The sequence below is a fragment of the Jejuia spongiicola genome, assembly GCF_023502325.1.
GTDB classification, from domain to species: Bacteria; Bacteroidota; Bacteroidia; order Flavobacteriales; family Flavobacteriaceae; genus Wocania_A; species Wocania_A spongiicola.
Window position 1 is genome coordinate 521,588 of record NZ_JAMFLZ010000002.1, and the last position, 20,669, is coordinate 542,256.

At 30.9% G+C, this 20,669-nt stretch carries 16 protein-coding genes; 9 read left to right on the plus strand and 7 right to left on the minus strand.

The window, feature by feature from the left end; translation table 11 throughout:
• The first annotated feature begins 108 nt into the window (after positions 1 to 108).
• Positions 109 to 1,143 carry a quinone-dependent dihydroorotate dehydrogenase gene (locus M3P09_RS06240; RefSeq protein ID WP_249972443.1) on the plus strand — a complete coding sequence of 345 codons (1,035 nt, stop codon included), beginning with the start codon at positions 109 to 111 and terminating at the stop codon, positions 1,141 to 1,143.
• A 3-nt stretch (positions 1,144 to 1,146) separates the two neighbouring features.
• Here M3P09_RS06240 and M3P09_RS06245 read toward each other — a convergent pair whose 3' ends face one another.
• Both M3P09_RS06245 and M3P09_RS06250 read right to left on the minus strand, forming a co-directional pair.
• A complete protein-coding gene (locus M3P09_RS06245; protein WP_249972444.1) occupies positions 1,147 to 3,069 on the minus strand; it encodes a T9SS-dependent choice-of-anchor J family protein in 1,923 nt (640 codons plus the stop codon).
• Positions 3,070 to 3,172: 103 nt separating this feature from the next.
• The gene (locus M3P09_RS06250; protein ID WP_249972445.1) at positions 3,173 to 4,117 is read right to left on the minus strand and encodes a T9SS type A sorting domain-containing protein; all 945 of its coding nucleotides are present in this window, start codon (positions 4,115 to 4,117) and stop codon (positions 3,173 to 3,175) included.
• Between the two features lie 100 nt (positions 4,118 to 4,217).
• Between M3P09_RS06250 and M3P09_RS06255 the strand changes: the two genes are divergently transcribed.
• From M3P09_RS06255 to guaB, 6 genes are all read left to right on the plus strand, one after another.
• Positions 4,218 to 5,081, plus strand: a complete 864-nt coding sequence (locus tag M3P09_RS06255) for a hydroxymethylglutaryl-CoA lyase (protein ID WP_249972446.1) — start codon at positions 4,218 to 4,220, stop codon at positions 5,079 to 5,081.
• 164 nt (positions 5,082 to 5,245) lie between these two features.
• On the plus strand, positions 5,246 to 6,424 hold the full coding sequence (locus M3P09_RS06260) for a hypothetical protein (RefSeq protein ID WP_099565601.1): 1,179 nt from the start codon (positions 5,246 to 5,248) through the stop codon (positions 6,422 to 6,424).
• 204 nt (positions 6,425 to 6,628) lie between these two features.
• On the plus strand, positions 6,629 to 7,156 hold the full coding sequence (locus tag M3P09_RS06265) for an FMN-binding protein (RefSeq protein WP_099565600.1): 528 nt from the start codon (positions 6,629 to 6,631) through the stop codon (positions 7,154 to 7,156).
• Entirely contained in the window at positions 7,157 to 7,645 is a 489-nt protein-coding gene (locus tag M3P09_RS06270; protein WP_099565599.1) for a hypothetical protein, read from the plus strand.
• A 34-nt stretch (positions 7,646 to 7,679) separates the two neighbouring features.
• Entirely contained in the window at positions 7,680 to 8,387 is a 708-nt protein-coding gene (locus M3P09_RS06275; protein WP_249972447.1) for an Insecticidal toxin complex protein, read from the plus strand.
• A 59-nt stretch (positions 8,388 to 8,446) separates the two neighbouring features.
• Positions 8,447 to 9,919: an IMP dehydrogenase gene (gene guaB, locus M3P09_RS06280; RefSeq protein WP_099565597.1), complete on the plus strand. Its 1,473-nt coding sequence runs from the start codon at positions 8,447 to 8,449 to the stop codon at positions 9,917 to 9,919.
• A gap of 169 nt (positions 9,920 to 10,088) precedes the next feature.
• On the opposite strand, the gene M3P09_RS06285 is transcribed toward guaB, so the two are convergent.
• From M3P09_RS06285 to htpG, 3 genes are all read right to left on the minus strand, one after another.
• Positions 10,089 to 10,655, minus strand: a complete 567-nt coding sequence (locus M3P09_RS06285) for a Crp/Fnr family transcriptional regulator (protein WP_233192489.1) — start codon at positions 10,653 to 10,655, stop codon at positions 10,089 to 10,091.
• 311 nt (positions 10,656 to 10,966) lie between these two features.
• Positions 10,967 to 12,283 carry a hypothetical protein gene (locus M3P09_RS06290; protein ID WP_249972448.1) on the minus strand — a complete coding sequence of 439 codons (1,317 nt, stop codon included), beginning with the start codon at positions 12,281 to 12,283 and terminating at the stop codon, positions 10,967 to 10,969.
• A 142-nt stretch (positions 12,284 to 12,425) separates the two neighbouring features.
• Positions 12,426 to 14,339 (minus strand): molecular chaperone HtpG, encoded by a 1,914-nt coding sequence (htpG, locus tag M3P09_RS06295; RefSeq protein WP_099565595.1) that lies wholly within the window; start codon positions 14,337 to 14,339, stop codon positions 12,426 to 12,428.
• Positions 14,340 to 14,645: 306 nt separating this feature from the next.
• Between htpG and M3P09_RS06300 the strand changes: the two genes are divergently transcribed.
• Complete coding sequence (locus M3P09_RS06300; protein ID WP_099565594.1) at positions 14,646 to 15,650, plus strand: 3-oxoacyl-ACP synthase III family protein; 1,005 nt, start codon at positions 14,646 to 14,648, stop codon at positions 15,648 to 15,650.
• Between the two features lie 629 nt (positions 15,651 to 16,279).
• Here the strand turns inward: M3P09_RS06300 and M3P09_RS06305 are convergent.
• Positions 16,280 to 18,751: a TonB-dependent receptor gene (locus M3P09_RS06305; protein WP_099565593.1), complete on the minus strand. Its 2,472-nt coding sequence runs from the start codon at positions 18,749 to 18,751 to the stop codon at positions 16,280 to 16,282.
• Positions 18,752 to 18,851: 100 nt separating this feature from the next.
• Between M3P09_RS06305 and M3P09_RS06310 the strand changes: the two genes are divergently transcribed.
• Complete coding sequence (locus tag M3P09_RS06310; RefSeq protein WP_249972449.1) at positions 18,852 to 19,214, plus strand: CoA-binding protein; 363 nt, start codon at positions 18,852 to 18,854, stop codon at positions 19,212 to 19,214.
• Here the strand turns inward: M3P09_RS06310 and M3P09_RS06315 are convergent.
• Positions 19,185 to 20,645, minus strand: coding sequence for a sodium:solute symporter (locus M3P09_RS06315; protein WP_249972450.1), 1,461 nt, complete (start codon positions 20,643 to 20,645; stop codon positions 19,185 to 19,187). The two genes, M3P09_RS06310 and M3P09_RS06315, sit on opposite strands and share 30 nt — an antisense overlap.
• Between the last annotated feature and the right edge of the window lie 24 nt (positions 20,646 to 20,669).

Consider the following 20,669-nt stretch of genomic DNA (forward strand, 5'->3'; position numbering starts at 1 on the left):
GAGCAAATAATTAAATACTTTTTAATGGCTAAAGTTACAATTTATAAGTTTTTTACTTTAGAATTGCTCAATTTTTTATTTAGAAGTATTTTTGCATAAATAATACTGATGTACAAAATATTACTTCGCCCTTTATTTTTTTTATTCGACCCTGAAAAGATTCATTATTTTACTTTTTCGTTAATAAAATTTATTTCTAAACTACCTGGGTTTAATTCAATATTTAGAAGTTTATATGTTATAAATGATAAACGACTAGAACGCAAACTATTCGGTTTAACTTTTAAAAACCCAGTTGGCTTAGCTGCAGGGTTTGATAAAAATGCAGTATTGTATAATGAGTTAGCAAACTTTGGGTTTGGTTTTATTGAAATTGGTACGGTAACTCCAAAAGCGCAAGCCGGAAATCCTAAAAAACGCTTGTTTAGATTGAAAGATGACCAAGGAATTATTAACAGAATGGGATTTAACAATGAAGGTTTAGAAGGTGCTATCTCTCAATTAAAGAAGAACAAAGGGAAGCTGATTATTGGTGGCAACATTGGAAAGAACACCCAAACAAAACCAGAAGATTATACAAATGATTATTTGGATTGTTTTAATGCGCTACATCCTTATGTTGATTATTTTGTGTTAAATGTAAGTTGTCCAAATGTAGGTAGTCACGCAAAGTTAAATGATAAAGACTATTTGGAAGAACTGATAAATGCCGTTCAAAAGGCTAACAAAACTTTTGAAAAACAGAAGCCAATTCTTTTAAAGATAGCTCCAGATTTAAATACAAATCAGCTAGATGAAATTATTCAACTTGTTACTGACACTAAATTAGATGGTGTAATTGCTAGTAACACCTCCATGGATAGGAGTGATTTAAAAGCCACTAAAGAACAATTGGAAGCTATTGGAAATGGTGGTTTAAGTGGACAGCCCATAAAAGAAAGAAGTACACAAGTCATTAAATACCTTTCTGAGAATAGTAATAAATCCTTTCCTATCATTGGTGTTGGAGGTGTGCATTCAGCAAAAGATGCTCTAGATAAAATTAATGCTGGAGCAGATTTAATACAGATTTACACTGGCTTTATTTACGAAGGACCAAGTTTAATTAAGTCTATAAATAAAGCAATTTTAAAGAAAAGCTAATTTTTATTTGATTATTTTTTTTAAAACTCTTGAATTACCATTATTTAAAACTAGCAGGTAAGTTCCTGAAGGTAAACTACTCACATTAATTGGTCGATTAGATACTGTACCAGATAAAAATGTTTGACCAACTAAATTGGAGATTACATAGTTGGAAATTAATTTTGAATCATTAGCTTTTACATAAAGCAAATCACTTTTAACTGGGTTGGGGTATACTTTATATGTGTCGTCAGATATGGGTGTGTAAATCGTTTTAATAAAAACATCATCAATGGCGATATCACCTTCCCAACTAGAACCTCTGATAGCTCTAAATCTAACCTTTATAGTCTGATTTGTGTAAGAAGATAAATCAATCGATGCTGTTAAAAAAGCATCATCTTGATTGTTTTGTTGACTTCCTATAATTGCAGGTATAACGTCGTTTATATAACCTGTCTCTGTTTTTAAATCAATATGTAACTCGCCAATACCATTTCCAAACATATGGTATGCAAATTCAAGTTCAGAGTTTTCTTTATTAATAGTAAAACAAGGCGAAATAAATTCGGCAATATCACCAGATTTGGCGCCAGAAGCTTCAACATAAATATATTTACCTAAAATTTCATCCGAATTATCATTATTGGGGCCTGTATTATCAGTAGCTGTTTTTCCAAAATTAGAATACCAATTGTATCCGTTTTTTGATACATCGTTGGCTGTCCATCCTTTATCTCCTGCTATTTCAAAACTATCAAAATTCTCATTTAGCATTTCTGGTTGTGTACCAACTTTAATATATTTAGAATAGGTTTTACTTATAGATTTTGATTTGTTTGAAACCTTAAGTGTTACATCGTAAACCCCAGAATTATATGTATGCTTTGGGTTTTGATCTGTATAATCTATAATCCCATCAGAATCTATATCCCATTCCCATTGACTTATGTTATTACAATCACTTTTGAAATGTACAGTCAAATTTTCATCACAAGTTTGACTAATATCTGCACTAAAATCCGCGTTAAACGAAGAACAGGATAAGTAGTTTTTTGTAGTCATATAGAAAGCATACATACGTGCCAATTGTTGTTGTGAAAAATGAGCTCTACATCCTTTTTTAGAATACGACATTATGTTTTGTGTATCTGGATTAAACTCTTTTCCATGTGCATCAGTTTCTATGCCAATGTATTCACAAAAATTGTTGACATTTTTATCTGTAAGTTTAGGGTCTGCTGGTGTATCACAAATGCCATCACCATCAGTATCACAATTACTACCGTCAACTAATTCAGTAGTTAAGGAATCATTTTTTGGTCCATGTGTATGTACCAAAGAGAAAAAATGCCCTATTTCGTGTGCTAATGAAGAATCATTTGTAACGCAATCGTTTTTCATAACAATAACATCTTGTCTTCCAGCATTATTACTATAACCACAAATGCTTTCGTTTGAATCATTTTTAATAAAATCTGTAAAATAAATATTTATTAATCCTGCAACATTATTATTTTCTGCTAATAGATTTTCTTCACTTTTATTAAAATGACATAATTTATCATCATCAATATAATTTATACCATCACATAAGAAAAATTCCATTAAGGCATCTTTATAAATTTCGTTAAGATTAGAAATAGCACTATTAAGCTCAGTAAGGCTAAGCCCTCCTGTTCCATTTGAGTTTCTAATAATATGCGCTTTTATAGGAATTGCGTTTACATTTTTTACAGGAATATCACCTTTACCAGATTTAGCATTAAAAAACTCTTGCTCAAAGGCTTTAAGTTGAGGTTTTATAGTTTGAATATATTTTATAGATTCAGTAGAAGTTATTGTGCCACAATCTGATGTTATGCTTTGACTATACAGAATATTTGTAATAGTAAAGCATACTAAGAAAAAAAGAAATTTAAATCTTGATTTGAAAATATTCATTGGGGCAAACATTTACTCAAATGTATACCTAATTGAATATTATGAATAATAAAAACGTTTAAGCGTTATATTTTATCGGTTAGATTGAAAAATCAACTTAAAATCAGTTAATTACTAGTTTCTTGGTAGTGTTTTTATCGGCAGATTTTAAACTTAAAAGATAAACACCTTTGTTTAAATTAGATAAATCTATATCTAATTTAGATAGACCTTTTTCAACTGAAATTTCTTTTACTAATTTTCCTAAAACATTATAAATTTTTGCTGATAGCAAATCGATTTTTTTAATATTCGTAATCGTAATTTTTCCTTTAGTAGGGTTTGGATAAACTTTTACATTTTCTAAAATTTCAATATCATTATTGCTTAACACAGAACTAACATAAGTGAAAGTTACAGTACCAATTTTATTAGCATTAAAAGGTGTAGTATTTGAGCGATTTGTTATAACACCTATTGGATTAGTATCTGGATTACTTCCTGAATAACCTGATCCGTCTTCAGTACCAGCATCATAAGGGTATACGTCTACGGTAAAGGTATCTTTCCAACCATTGTTTACACCATTATTCCCAGATCTTAGGGTTAAACCGTCAATGCCTATAAACCAATCAGGGCTTGGAGCAATCATAGATGCTAAACTTACTAATGGAAAATCTTCGCTTACCTGCACTCCATTTCTAGTTATAGTACCCTTAGCTGACCCTAAACCACCAGCATTAATATACTGATTTGCATCAGCATTATTGTTTACTTCTGTTTGAAAAGTAGCAGTAGCACCAGTTTCTGCAACCGATTCAATTCCAGGAGAGGCAGCGGCTCCCATCATTAAAAATGTTCCTGCGGTTTTATGAGTTGTAATAACTAAGCCTGACCAATGTGCACTCACTGGCAAAGCAATTGTGCTTTGCCCTGTAGTTGGATTATCAGCAACCGATTCCCATATACTTTCAAACTCAATATTATATGTAGCTATACTTTGTCCAAACACTGTAAGTACAGAGAAAAATGTAAATAATAAAAATAGTGAAGAAGTAATTTTTTTCATGAGTTTAATAGCTTAGTGGTTTAATAAATATTTAAGTCTAATTAAATTACAATCCCTTACAAAATAATAGTATTTTTATCGTTCAATTTTTATTTGTTAAATGCCTAGTAAAGTAAAAATAATTGAATGCCCACGTGATGCCATGCAGGGTATAAAAGATTTTATTCCAACTGCGAGTAAAGTTCAATATATTCAATCGTTACTGCGTGTTGGATTTGATACTATAGATTTTGGGAGCTTTGTATCTCCAAAAGCTATACCCCAGATGGTTGATACTGCCGAGGTTTTATCACAATTAGATTTAAGTAAAACTACTAGTAAATTATTAGCAATTGTTGCCAACCAGAGAGGAGCCGAAAATGTTTCAGTTTATAATGAAATAGATTATTTAGGTTATCCATTTTCAATTTCCGAAAACTTTCAAATGCGTAATACTCATAAAACTATTGCGCAATCAGTTTTAATTTTAGAAGATATTTTAAATATTGCAGATAAAACCAACAAAGAAGTTGTTGTTTATATATCTATGGGATTTGGTAACCCTTATGGAGACCCTTGGAATGTAGATATAGTAGGTGAGTGGACCGAGCGATTAAATAAAATGGGAGTTAAAATACTTTCATTAAGCGATACTGTTGGTACATCAAACCCTAAAAGTATTGATTACTTATTTTCTAATTTAATACCTCAATATACAAATATTGAATTTGGAGCACACTTGCATACAACACCAACTACTTGGTTCGAAAAAATTGATGCAGCTAACAAAGCAGGGTGCATGCGTTTTGATGGTGCTATACAAGGGTTTGGTGGCTGCCCTATGGCAAAAGATGAGCTTACTGGAAACATGCCAACAGAAAAATTATTATCATACTTCACTTCTCAAAAAAATAATAGTTTAAATGCACTCAGTTTTGAGAGTGCTTATAACGAAGCTTCTAAAATATTTAATACTTACCATTAAAATTTTTACACTTATAATTCTGATATTCAATAAGTAATAATTTTTTGTAAAAAATTATTTTAATTTATTCTAAATAAGCTTTGTGTAAATAATAATCTGTTTTATATTTGCAGCTTCAAATAAACAATTATTTATAATCAGTCTAAATAAAAACAAGACACAAAATGAAAAGACTAACCTTACTTTTTTCAATCTTATTAGTATCATTAGCAAGTGCCCAAACACAGCAAGATTCAATCACTTTTGATCCTCAAAAACAATTAAATGCAGCACAACGTTTGCTTTCTGGTAACTATGGTAAAGCAGTTACAGTTGGTGCGTATGGCGAATTAACGTATAATCAGCCAGAGGCTAACAATGGAGAATTGGATGTTCAGCGTTTAGTATTGCTTTTTGGTTATAAATTTAACGATAAAACCCAGTTTATTACAGAGGTTGAGTTTGAACATGTGGAAGAAGTTTTTGTAGAGCAAGCCTTTGTAAATTATGCTATTGCTCCAAATGTAAGTTTACGTGGTGGTTTAATGTTGATACCAATGGGTATAGTTAACGAATTTCATGAGCCAACTACATTTAATGGTGTAGAAAGACCAGCAATAGACAATGCCATTGTGCCAACTACATGGCGAGAAATTGGTATTGGTGTTACAGGTAGATTTAACGAAATATCTTTAGGATATCAAGCTTATGTATTTAATGGTTTCAAATCAACTGCTTTTGATGGAGAAGGAGGAGTAAGTGGCTTTTTAAAAGGTTCTAACGGATTACGAGGAGGGCGACAAAAAGCAATAAAATCAACAGTTGATAGCCCTACACTTTCAACAAAGTTTGATTACTATGGTATTCCTGGATTACGATTAGGACTTGCAGGATATTTTGGTAAAACACAAGCAGAAGATGATGTAGAAGAAATTGATGGGGCCAACATCGGTATTTCAATGATAGGTTTGGACGCACGTTATGCATTCCAACGTTTTACAGCACGCGGACAGTTTATCCATGCAACTTTAAGCGATACAGAAGCTTATAATAATTTAACAGGGCGAGATTTAGGTAGCGCACTTCAAGGATGGTACCTAGAAGGGGCTTACAATTTACTTTCGCAAGAAAAACAGCAAAAACTGTTTGCGTTTTTGAGGTATGAACAATATGATACACATGCTGATACTGATGGTGCTTTAGTGCAAAATGATGCTTACAACCGTACCGATGTTACGACAGGATTAAGCTACCATATTGCCCCAGGAGTAGTGCTAAAAGGAGATTACCAATTTAGAGACAATGCAGTATCTGGCGGTGATGTGCCAAACAGGCTTAATTTTGGTATTGGCGTTTGGTTCTAAAAAAAATAGTTTAAGGCGTTACCCTTTTAGGGTCGGGCTTTTGGCAGTCGCTTCCCGATAAAAAATCGGAAGAGCTTCAACAAATGCCTCAAACCCTAACGCACAAGTACAAGTACCAAGTAGCTTATTCGTAAATAATATTATTACCAATAAGCTATTTGGCATTTTAATTGTTAAAAGAATAAAAAACAATACTTTTACAATATGAATTTAAAACAGGTTTCATTATTAATTTTAGCTTTAATTATGATGTCTTTTGGTCTACCAAAAAACATTCAGAAAAAAGTAAATAAAGAAATCGTAAAAACTTATGGTGTTGAAACTTTCGATTTTACCGAAGTTATTATTGCTTCAGATGTAGCAAAAGGGTTACCATCAAAGTTTGAAACCAATAATTTATTTAAAATTGAAGCTAATGGCAACCTTTTAGGTTATGCTTACTTATCTAAGGCACCAAGCAAAACAGCACTTTTTGATTATTTAGTATTATTAGATAAAGACTTAATTGTTTTAAAATCAAAAGTTTTAATTTACAGAGAAGAGTATGGTGGCGAAATTGGGAGTAAGCGTTGGTTAAAACAATTTATAGGTAAAAAAGGCGGAGATCAATTGAAACACGGCGATAATATTATGGCTATTTCTGGAGCTACTATTTCTGTACGTTCTATGACAAATGCAATGAATGATTTTCTTGAGTCTTTAAGAATACTTCAAAGTAAAAACATCTTGTAAATGCAGTTAAACGGATTAATATTTACACTTCCTAAAGAGATTAAATTATTAATCGGTGCTTTTATAATTGTATTAAGTATAGGTTTTTATACAGGTTTATTGTTTGTTGGCGAAACATCATCAGCTAATCCTAACGGTATTGAAGAACAATATTTAGGTAATGAAGATGATGAAAATGCTACAGTAATGCGCTTTAAAAAAAGCGAAAGGGAAATGCTTACATTGGTACATAATCATATATTATCAATGTCCATTATTTTCTTTTTAATAGGTCTTTTAGTTGCTATTACAAAGCTTAATAATAAGCTTAAACTATTTTTAATCATTGAGCCATTTGTATCTGTTATATTTACCTTTGGAGGTCTTTATCTACTTTGGACAGGTATCTTGTGGACAAAATACATAGTTATGTTTTCTGGTATTTTGATGACACTCACTTTTTCTCTTTCAATTTTAATTGTATTAAAACAATTACTTCAAAAAAGATAGCTTAAAATATATTTTCTCGTACTTTTATAAAGTTATGAGATGGATTTTGACATTATTAATCTTATTTATTTTTAATAATTCGGTTTCTGCCAAAGAATGGCGAAGTTTAAATACCTATCAAAAAATTACTCAAAAGCAAAATCTATCCCCATCCGATTGGTTAAAATCTGACCGGATAAAAAATACTTTGATTTGGCAAAAAGCTAACAAATACAACCTAATTAATAATTTACCTCAAGAATATACTAAAATTAAAGAACGAAGAGACTTTTATAAATGGATGTATAATGTACTTAGTAAAAAAGGACATGAAATGGTTTGGATAAAAATGGCGCATTATATTTCTATCAAATTGCGTAAAATGGAATCTCTCCCATTTTCAATATTTTCTAGTAAAAAAATTCTTGAACATGCCAATACAGGCAGTGAAATAGTTTTTAATAATGCATTTTTAGAATTAAGCGTAGTATATAAATCTGATAAAATTTATAAAGGAGGCAGAGCAGAAAAGTGGGATAAAGATATTTTGTATAAAGAACAATATAAGTGGATTGATAATATTTATAAAAAGATGGATGAGAGAAGTTTAAAAAAGCTGCATCGTATTGCAAAAGGCAGGTTTTTATATGGATTAGTTGTTCCTAGAGCAATTCGTTTTAAAGGCAATCTCTCAAATGCTGAAACACGATATAATTATGCTTTTAATAACCTTAGGGAGTATTGCTTAAACAGATACGAATAATTAACACTTATTTTATATTTAAGTCGTATATTTGCACGCAATTATAACGTAATTGCACAATGACTTCACATCAAAACAAATTAGTAGGAGAAGGTTTAACTTACGACGACGTTCTTTTAGTTCCAGCATTTTCAGAAGTACTTCCTCGCGAAGTTAATATCCAAACAAAATTTACTCGTAACATTACGATCAATGTTCCTATTATTTCGGCAGCCATGGATACCGTTACAGAGAGTAAAATGGCAATAGCTATGGCTCAAGAAGGAGGTATTGGTGTGCTGCACAAAAATATGACTATTGAGGCGCAGGCTACGAAAGTTAGGAAAGTGAAACGTGCAGAAAGCGGAATGATTATCGATCCTGTTACTTTGCCATTAACAGCTATAGTCGCAGATGCTAAGCAATCTATGGCAGAAAATGGTATTGGAGGAATTCCTATTGTTGATGAAAATGGTATTTTAAAAGGAATAGTAACCAATCGAGATTTACGTTTCGAACATGAAAATAAAAGACCAATAACAGAAGTCATGACAAGTGAAAACTTGGTAACATCTTCAGTTGGAACTTCATTACAAGATGCAGAAAAAATTCTTCAGCAACATAAAATAGAAAAGTTACTTATTGTAGACGATAATTTTAAATTATCTGGGTTAATAACCTTTAGAGATATTACAAAAGTAAGTCAGAAACCTATAGCAAATAAAGATAAATATGGTCGTTTGCGTGTTGCAGCTGCTATTGGTGTTACAGGAGATGCTGTAGATAGAGCAGAAGCTTTAGTAAATGCAGGCGTTGATGCTGTTGTTATTGATACAGCACATGGGCATACAAAAGGTGTTGTGTTAGTCTTAAAAGAGATAAAGACTAAATTCCCAGAATTAGATGTTATTGTTGGTAATATTGCAACGGGTGCTGCAGCTAAGTATTTAGTTGAAGCTGGTGCAGATGCTGTTAAAGTTGGCATTGGTCCTGGATCTATTTGTACAACTCGTGTAGTTGCTGGTGTTGGGTTTCCACAGTTTTCAGCAGTTTTAGAAGTTGCAGAGGCTATAAAAGGAACCGGTGTTCCGGTAATTGCTGATGGTGGTATTCGTTATACTGGTGATATACCAAAGGCTATTGCTGCTGGTGCAGATACGGTTATGCTAGGTTCGCTTTTAGCAGGTACTAAAGAATCACCTGGTGAAACTATTATTTATGAAGGAAGAAAATTTAAGTCTTATCGAGGTATGGGGTCTGTTGAAGCCATGAAGCATGGTAGTAAAGACCGTTATTTTCAAGATGTTGAAGACGATATTAAAAAATTAGTGCCAGAGGGTATAGTAGGCCGTGTGCCTTATAAAGGCGATTTATACGAAAGTATTCATCAATTTATTGGTGGTTTACGGGCTGGTATGGGGTATTGTGGAGCTAAAGATATTGATACTTTAAAAGAAACGGGGCAGTTTGTTAAAATTACTGCTAGTGGTATTAACGAAAGTCATCCTCATGATGTAACAATTACTAAAGAATCGCCTAATTATTCGAGGTAGTTTTATTTAGTTGATTTTAAAAAAAAATATAATAAAAAAGCGCATAATATATGCGCTTTTTTTTAGCTATTAATCACAGGGATTAATAATTTAAAATATGATAATCTCTCAACTATTTTACAAATTTATAATGATAAATCAATATAAAAATTGATGTATGGTAATAAATTTAATTGTTTGACAATTCCTTTCTAATCCGACTTAAGCTTTCTGTAGTAATTCCTAAATAAGACGCTATGTGGTAATTCTTTAAATTTTGTTCAATGTTAGGAAATGCTTTAATAAAGTTAGTATATCTTTCAGTAGCAGATTGTGATAAACTTGCCAGAATACGTTTTTGAAAAGCAGCAAATGCACGTTCTAGTTTTATTCTAAAGAAAGTCTCCACTTTTGGTATTTTAGAATATAAAAACTCCTTATCTTCTTTTGATATTCTATATAGTATTGCATCTCGTAATACTTCAATAGTCATTATAGATTTTGAAGTAGAAAAAAATGCTGTGTAATCACTAATCCACCAGTCATTATAACCAAATTGTACTGTGTATTCTTTACCTTGCAGGTCTATATAAAAAGATCTTAGATATCCACTTTGAATGTAGTATTGTACATCTACTTTATCTCCTATATTTAATAATATTGTGCCCTTTTTATGAGTTTCTTTATGGAATACAGAATTTAAAATCATAACCTCATCACTTGAAAAAGTAAGACCTTTGAATATTTCTGTTACCATGTAGCTATTAGCACTCACTTGAATTTATGTCTAAATAGTTAAAATACGATAAACCTCTTACAAAACATCTAATGTTCGTTATTTTGTAGGATAAATTAGTCAATCTGTTTAAAAAAGCAAAACCACTTTGTTTTTTCAAAGTGGTTTTTTTAATATATTAGTTACTAAACGAATTTTATGTTAATAAAAGTTTGCTTTATCATACCTAGCTATGCTTAACAAAGTTTGTTAACGCTTCACTTTTATGTAAGCTTTGAGAATCTAGCCAGATTAATACTTTCATATATTTTTTTGAAAAAGAAGGTTTTGTCTTATCTAAATCTAACGTAATAGGGGTATTCACTAGAAGGTAAGATATGAGAAGTGCCTTGCGGTTTATAAACTCTTTCTCTTTTTGGGGAATTTATATAAAAAGGAGTAGAGGTTTTTAATACCTTAAAAAGATATTCATTATAGTTAGAAAAAGAGGCATAATCTTCGGCTATGGTCTGAACCAGTCTTAATTGACCATTATTGATGATGCTAGTTATGTTGTCTGGTAAAATTCCGGTAGGGATTTTTGGCATCAGAACTTCATTAGAAGTGCCATCAAAAATTAATCGGATATTAATTCTATTATTATAATTATCAAGCATAATTCTTCCAACTTCATAACCTGCGACTCCAGAAAAAGTTAATTTCCCGTCTAAATAACTACTATCTATATTCAAGTTTGGTACTTCTATAGAGCTTGGTGGTATCCCAACATTGAATAACGAATAATCTGAAAAAGAAATAGAATAGGCAGTTTTATAAAAGATATTAGGAAAAGAGTAGTAGTGATTACCTCCAAAACCAAAGGGCGGGATGTCTGAACCGTATAATTGGTGTCCAGAAACTTTATTGAACAATGTTTCATTTTCAAATCCTAAGAAATCTAGTAGAGGTGTCTCAGTAGGTCTATTGGTGCTAAGTTGATGATATTCAACATGCTCATGTGAAAAGCTACTGACTTCTAATTTGGATAAAGTAGATATATTATCTGTTAATAACCATTTGTAACTGTCATTTAATACACTATGGGGGTCAAAATATTTAATTAGAATATTATTTGGTCCTAAATTTTCATTAAAGTCATCTGTATAGTGACCAGACAATCTATTGTTAATATTTACCATAGAATACCCATGACCTTTAGCATTTAAAACTAAACTGTTATCAAGATCTAGAGCATCAATCTTTAGGCTTGGGGTACTTTTTGAATACCCTCTAGGCTTTAATTCAATTTTACCATTTAATGATTTTATAGTTACGTTATGATAAATATTTAATCCAAAAATGTCATGATCACTGCTAGAAATAAATGCTAAAGAAAATTGGGTTTCATCAGAAAATTCATTTTTAGTATAAAAAGTCAAAGTTTCTTTTAAGTTTGACGAAGGTTTTGTGTCTAAAATTTCTCCATAGCTGTCAAAAAGTACTATATGTAGATTTTGATCTTCTCTCATGAAATTCTCGGGGATGTCAATACTGATTATTTCTTTGCCTAAGTCAATTTTTGGTTCTTCATTTGCCAATTCAACTTTATCGCTATCACATGAAATAATAATAAAAGTTAAAAGACAGGCTAATAGTTTTATTCTTGGCATAATTTTAATCCTGAAACGTAAAACATGGATATATAATAATTTTGTCTTACAATAAATTTCTCACGAAAATAAAAAACCACTTTGAGAAATACAAAGTGGTTTCTATATTTTGTAATGTGATTTATACTTTATAATAAAAAAGTTACTTTATCATATCATAACTACGCTTAATAAAGTTTGTTAGCTCTTCACCTTTAAGTAACCCTTGAGATAATCTTGCCAAATCTAAACTTTGATTGATTAAGCGTTCTTGCTTCTTTTTAGTTTTTGTTCCTAAAATTTCGCTTACTAATTCAGAATTAGTATTTACAACTAGGTTGTACATTTCTGGCATGCTCCCAAACATGTTCATTCCGCCTCCGCCACCTGTAGCTTGCATTTCTTTCATTCTACGCATAAATTCTGGTTGCGTAATCATAAATGGAGCTGCATCACTATCCATAGGCTCTAATTGTACAATAAATTTTTCAGAAGATATAACTTCCTTTAACAATTCATCTAAAACTTTAGTTTGATCTTCATCTAACTTAGAAATTTTAGTTTCGTCTTTCTGAATTATTTTATCAATATGGTCTGCATCAACACGGGCAAAAGATATTTTTTCTTTTGTAGTTTCTAGTTTTTGCATTAAATGTGAAACTATTGGCGAATCTAATAAAAGTACTTCATAACCTTTAGCTTTTGCAGCTTCAATGTAACTGTGTTGCTCATCTTTATTTGATGCATAAAGAATAACCATTTTGTCATCTTTATCGGTTTGATTCGCTTTTATTTTATTTACTAATTCTTCGTATGTGTAGTAAGTTCCATCTACTGTTGGGTATAGCGCAAAAGCATCAGCTTTTTCGAAGAATTTTTCTTCTGAAAGCATACCGTATTCAATAACAATTTTAATATCGTTCCATTTTGCTTCAAAATCTTCACGGTTATTATTGAATAACGATTTTAATTTATCGGCAACTTTTCTGGTAATATAAGATGATATTTTTTTAACTGCTCCATCAGCTTGTAAATAACTACGTGATACATTTAAAGGAATGTCTGGAGAATCAATAACACCGCGTAACATAGTTAAAAACTCTGGTACAATACCTTCAACATTATCAGTTACAAAAACTTGGTTTTGATACAGTTGAATTTTGTCTTTTTGAATGTTTAAATCGTTTGTCATTTTTGGGAAATATAAAATCCCAGTTAAATTAAACGGATAATCTACATTTAAATGGATATTAAATAATGGTTCCTCAAATTGCATTGGGTACAATTCTCTGTAAAAACCACTATAATCTTCATTTTTTAATTCTGCAGGTTGTTTTGTCCATGCAGGATTTGGATTGTTTATAATGTTATCTACCGTAATTTGTTTGTGAGGTTCTGTAGTTTCTTTACCATCTTTATCTTTAGTAGTTTTTGGCTCGTGTTCAGGGTCGTTTATTTCCTTAGTTCCAAACTTGATTGGAATAGGCATAAACTTGTTGTACTTCAATAATAGTTCACTAATTTTACTTTCTTCTAAAAACTCAGTAGAGTCTTCTGCAATATGAAGTATAATCTCTGTACCTCTATCTGTTTTTTTAGATGGTTCTAATGTAAACTCTGGTGATCCATCACAAGTCCAATGTGCTGCAGGTTCGTCTTTATAAGATTTTGTAATAATCTCTACTTTTTCAGCAACCATAAAAGCTGAATAAAACCCTAAACCGAAATGACCAATAATTCCAGAATCCTTAGCTGAGTCCTTATATTTGTCTAAAAATTCTTCAGCTCCAGAAAATGCTACTTGATTAATGTACTTTTCAACTTCATCAGCAGTCATTCCTAAACCTTGGTCTGTAATATGAAGCTTTTTACCATCTTTATCAATTTTAACTTCAATTTGTGGATTGCCATATTCTATTTTAGCATCACCAACATTAGTTAAATGCTTTAGTTTTAAAGTAGCATCTGTAGCATTACTAATTAACTCACGTAAAAATATTTCGTGATCACTGTATAAGAATTTTTTAATGAGAGGAAAGATATTCTCTACCGAAACATTAATATTTCCTTTTGTCATAATAAATAGTTTATTTGTTATTCCTGTAAAGTCAGGAACCTGATTAATTTTAGTTTTTAACTTACTTTATGAATTTAGACAAAAAAAGTACCAATAGTTAAAATGTGACAAACTGACACACCTTGATTTTGATACAGTGAAAAACTTTTAAAAAAGTTATATTCAAAACTCAAAAAACTAAGGAAGAACTTAGAGTGCTTGTGAATTTGTGATTTGAAATTTGAGAAATTAATTCAGTTGTTGTATTTTGGTTTTATTAAAGGATACATTTCCATGCAATGTATGTTATATAACTAAAGAAATTTTATGTATAATTCAAAGATAATAGGTTTAGGTAAGTATGTTCCAGACCATGTTGTAACCAACGATGATTTGTCTAAAATGATGGACACTAATGATGCTTGGATTCAAGAACGAACTGGTATAAAAGAACGAAGATGGATTAAAGAAGGAACCGATGATACTTCTGCAGTTATGGGTGCTAAAGCATCAAAAATGGCTATTGAACGTTCTGGATTAACTAAAGATGATATTGATTTTGTTGTATTCGCTACTATGACACCAGATTATTATTTTCCTGGTTGTGGTGTTCAGATTCAAGATTTATTAGACTTAAAAAACGTTGGAGCGATTGATATTAGAAATCAATGTTCAGGATTTGTTTACGCCATTTCTGTTGCTGATCAATTTATAAAAACGGGAATGTATAAAAACATTTTGGTAGTTGGGGCCGAATACCACTCCAATGGATTGGATAAAACAACGAGGGGGCGTGGTGTAACTGTTATTTTTGGAGATGGTGCAGGTGCTTGTGTTTTAAGCAGAGAAGAAGATACGACAAAAGGAATACTGTCTACACATTTACATAGTGAAGGTAAATACGCAGATAAGCTTATTGTTGAATCGCCAAGTATTAAACATTGGGTGCCACAAATACTAGAATCTGAAGAGGAGGATTTATCATATTTCCCTTATATGGATGGTACTTTTGTTTTTAAACATGCTGTTGTTAGATTTAGCGAAGTTATTATAGAAGGCTTAGCTAAAAACAATATGTCTAAAGATGATATAGATATGCTTATTCCGCATCAAGCAAATTTGCGTATTGCTCAATTCATTCAGAAAAAATTTGCGCTAAGGGATGATAAAGTGTTTAATAACATTCAAAAATATGGTAATACTACAGCAGCCTCTGTAATTATTGCGTTAACTGAAGCCTGGGAAGAAGGTAAAATAAAAGCGGGAGACAATGTTGTGCTAGCAGCTTTTGGAAGTGGTTTTACCTGGGGAAGCGCTATTATTAAATGGTAATTAGTTTAAGAATATAAAAAAAGAGCCCAAAACAGTAAGTTTTGGGCTCTTTAGCTATTAACCACCTTAATTTGCGTTAACCACACAAATTATTATATGTAGACGTTTAAAAACTAATATTATTATATTTTTTAACATCTTTAACATAAGAAACTCGAAATTAAAATTTCGAGTTTCTGTTTTTTATACACTTAGCAACTCATATGTTTTTTTTTGATGACTAATTCAAATAAACAATACTTTTATGGCTCGTGTTAATGTTTTGACGTATAAATTGTAACTTCATTACATATATTGTTGATATTTTAAATTTTTAACAAAAAAAAACTCGAAATTTTAATTTCGAGTTTTACAGTTATACGAATCTTTGATTGACGAAATTTTGTTAAATGAAGGTGACTAACTCTTAAAATAATTACTTTTTCGTATGATTGTATGTCTATATAACGTTTGGTTTTTGATTTTGTTGCACTAAATGTTGTTTTTTTAACATTTTTAACATTTTTTTTTCAAATGTGTTAACAATTTAGCAAACAAAAACCCAAAAGATTAATCTTTTGGGTTTTCTTAATTTAATAACCGTGCATTAACACTAACCATCAACTATTATGCAGGTAATTAAATTGTATTTATAGGAAGCCTCCGCCTCCAGATTTTTCATTATTATCTCTACGCTTACGAGATTTTGCACGATATTTACCGCCACCAAATCTATAAGATAAACTTGCTTGTACTGTGTGACTTTCCCAGTTAAATTGACCAACTTGGACAAAAGGTTTTGTGCCCTCGAAAGCAAAGTTCATTGTGTTTAAAATATCATTAAAGTTCAGACTAAAGGAACCTTTTCCTTTTGCAAAACTTACTCGAGAACCTATATTTACAAAATACATAGGTTTCATATCAAATTGTAATGTTCTGTTTTTTCCTCTGTAAAAGCCAAATGCTGTAAGACTTATGGTTTTAGTTACCTTAAAATTATTAAACATTCTCAGGTTCCAAGCAACATTATCTATTTCATCTATATTAGTTTCGATATCATTAATCGTAGCAGTTTCTATTGGGGCAGTTAAATTTTCCGCTATACCTTTTTGGGTTTGCGAATACAAATCAAAACTTCCGTTTATACTCCACCATTTTGTTGGTCTATAATTTGTTGATAATTCAATACCATATGCTGAGGTGTCGTCAAAATTATCATGAGTTAATATAATACGCCCAGAATTTACATCCGATCTATCAATAAATAGAGCTCTATTAATTTCATCTGAAATTATTCTGTAAAATACGCCTCCAGTTACACTTCCTTTTCTGTTGTTTAAAGTTCTTGTATAATTTGCTTCAATAGAATTTGTAAATTGAGGTCTTAAGTCAATATTTCCGAAAGAAGAAATTAAAGGTGTACTCCATTCTTTTATTGGGTTTACTTGCCCTATCCCTGGACGGTCTACTCTTCGGCTATAACTAAATTGATATGAATTTTTTTCTGATGGCGAATACGTTATAAAAGCGGAAGGGTAAAATTCGAAATAATCGTTTTTAAAAGTTTGAGTACTAATAGCTTCAGACGATAATGCTAAGGCATCTTCTTTTACGTTTTCTGTACGCAAACCTATTTGATAAGTCCATTTTTCGAACTTTTTACTAAACGTTGCGTAAGCAGAATAAATATCTCTTGTATAATCAAAATCTGTACTTGGTGTTGGTCTTAAAACACCTAGATCATTTAAAGTTTCGCCTGTAGAAGAATATGCAATATCAGAATTGAATAAACGAGCTTGTAAACCAAGTTCTAATTTTGTGGTTTCAGATAATGGGTTTACATAATCTAAATTTACAGTAGTACTTTTTCTATCAGTATTATTAAAATCTTTGTAATCCTCGTTTGATCCTAGTAGAAACTTAAAATCTACTGGCGTGTCATCTTCAAAAGTATTGTAGTCTACTTCCAATTCTATATTATGCCCATCTTTAGAGAAATCATGCTTATAATCAAAATTGTACTGAGAAGAGGAGTTGTCACTATCGTTAGTAAAAAGTTGTCTTTGGTTGAAAGAAGAATTACTATAAAATAATGCTTCAGTGCTACCTTCGGTACTACTGTCAGAAGTGTTTTGAGTAGTGAAAAAAGATATGGTATTCTTATCATCTAAATAAAAGTCTAATCCTACTTTATACAAGTGAGACTGTCTTTTATCTAAAAATTTAAAGAATTGCTCCGAATTATTTTCTGGTCTTGCAACATTTCCATGATTTCTGTTTTTTGAAATGTTATTACTATAACTTCCATATAAATTAAATTTACCGTTGCGATAATTCATGTTTAAGGCACTATTGAATTTAGCTTCTTTCTCATGAGATAAACCTATATTAAAATTACCATTAAACCCTATCATGGTATTTTTATGAAGTACGATATTTATAATACCGCTCATACCTTCAGGGTTATATTTTGCTGAAGGGTTAGTGATTAGTTCTATAGATTTTATAGCCGTAGAAGGAATTTGTTTAAGTAATTGAGCCGTTGGAATGTTAGATAACTTTCCATCTACCATAACACGAACATTTTGATTACCACGCAAGCTAATATCACCCGTTTGAGCATCTACACTTACAGAAGGTATACCAATCATAAGTTCTGAAGCACTACCCGAAGCTGCTAAATCTTTACCAATGGTAATAACTTTTCTATCTACCTTTTGCTGTATTGTTGAAGTTTCAGCAATAACTGTAACGGCATCTAAACCTTCGGCTTCTTCTTCTAAAAGAATATTGCCAAGATCTATTTTATAGTTGCCTTTACCAATGGTAATATCCTTAGTAATTGTTTTGTATCCTATATATTGAATACTTACTTTTACATTGCCCTCTTCTACCTTTTTAATTTCAAAAGAGCCATCTTCTAAAGTAATGCCACCTGTTAAGGTTTCGCCAGCATTATTTTTTATAATAACATTTACATAAGGTAAGGGTTGTTTTAACTTTGCGTCTAATACTTTTCCTGAAATTGTACCAGTCTTGTCGGCACTATTTTCAGGATCTGTGGTGTTTGCTTGTGTAGTTATTGAAAATAATAATAAGCACACAAAGAATAATTGTTTCATTTTGATTGATTGTTTTTGATTGATTAATTGTAATATTAAGTAGACGTCTAAATTTAATTTCTGTTACTATATTTGACATGAATTAACATCTTTTTAACATATGAGTAAAAAAACACTAGTACTAGGTGCTTCTCTAAAGCCAAACAGATATTCTAATTTTGTGATTAAAAAGCTTGTTAATCAAGGCTTTGAAGTTGTAGCTTTTGGTCTAAAAGAAGGAGAGGTAGTAGGTGTTAACATTGATGTAGTGTTGAAACAATATAAAAAAATAGACACAATAACTTTGTACCTCAATTCTAAAAGGCAGAAAGACTATTATGATTATATCATTTCTTTAAACCCAAAGCGTGTTATTTTTAACCCTGGAACAGAGAACCCAGAGTTCTATAGTATTTTAAAAGAAAACAATATTTATTTTGAAGAAGCTTGCTCTTTAGTTTTGCTTTCTACTGATCAATATTAAACCAATAAAGGTAATTATGCCATTAAGTGGTAAAATTTCCCAATGAAATTTATAGGTACCTAAAACACTTTCTGGTAAAGAGGTTATTACAAAACTTAATATTATAGATAGTAAAGCAACAACCCAAGCATATTGATCTTTAATTTGTCGTTTTGTTAAAATACCAAATGCAAATAAGCCTAGTAGTGGTCCATAAGTATAAGTTGCAAATTTAAATAAGTTACTTACAACATTACCTTCAAGGTTATTAAATAGTATAACTACAAATATTAATAATATAGAAACACCAATATGTACTTTTTTACGAAGCGGTTTTTGTTCTTCACTTGGCTTCTTTTCTATGTTTAAAAAATCTACAGAAAAAGAAGTAGTTAATGATGTTAACGCGCTATCTGCACTACTGTAGGCTGCAGCAATTAAGCCTATAAGAAAAGTTATAGATAAAGCACCGCCCAAGCCTTGATTCATAGCAATTTCTGGAAATAGCAAATCGGTTCTTGTTATATCGTTTACAACTGGTATTTGTAAATTAAACTTATCAGCATAAATAAACAATAAAGCGCCAAGGGATAAGAACGCAAAATTTACAATAATGACTAAAGTCGCCATTGTAAGCATGTTTTTTTGAGCTTCTTTTTTATTCTTGCAGGTTAAGTTTTTTTGCATCATATCTTGATCTAAACCTGTCATAGCAATAGCAATAAAAATGCCTCCAATAAAGTATTTCCAAAAGTAAGTTGTAGCATTTGGGTTATCAAAAAAGAAGATTTGACTTTTTGCAGAAAAGGATTCAGATTTTAACATACTAATTAATGAGAAATCTAATTTCTGATTGATTAAATAAATACCAACACCAACAGATACTAGCATTGCTAAAGTTTGTAAAGTATCTGTCCAAATAATTGTTTTTATACCGCCTCTGTTAGTGTATAACCATATTAATAAAATAGAAACTACAACAGTTAGCCAAAAAGGGACACCAAGTTTTTGAAAGACTATATACTGCATAGATAAGGCTACTAAGTATAGTCTAAATGAAGCACCAGTAACTCTAGAGAGTAAGAAAAAAAACGCTCCAGTTTTATAACTTACTTTGCCAAAACGCTGTTCTAAATATTGGTAAATAGAAGTTACATTAAGCTTATAATAGAGAGGTAGTAATATTAATATTATAAATAAATATCCCACAAAAAAGCCAAAGACTCCTTGCATATAAGCAAATTGTTGTCCACCTATCATTCCTGGAACCGATATGAATGTGACTCCAGAAAGCGAAGCGCCAATCATTCCAAAAGCGACTAAATACCATGGAGATTGCTTTTTAGCTTTAAAGAAAACCTCATTACTATCATCTTTTCCCGTTAAATATGATATCAAAATAAGTACTCCAAAATAAGCAGCAATAAGAAGAAGAATTTGTGTAGCAGTCATAAAAATATTTTTTCAAGCTTTCAA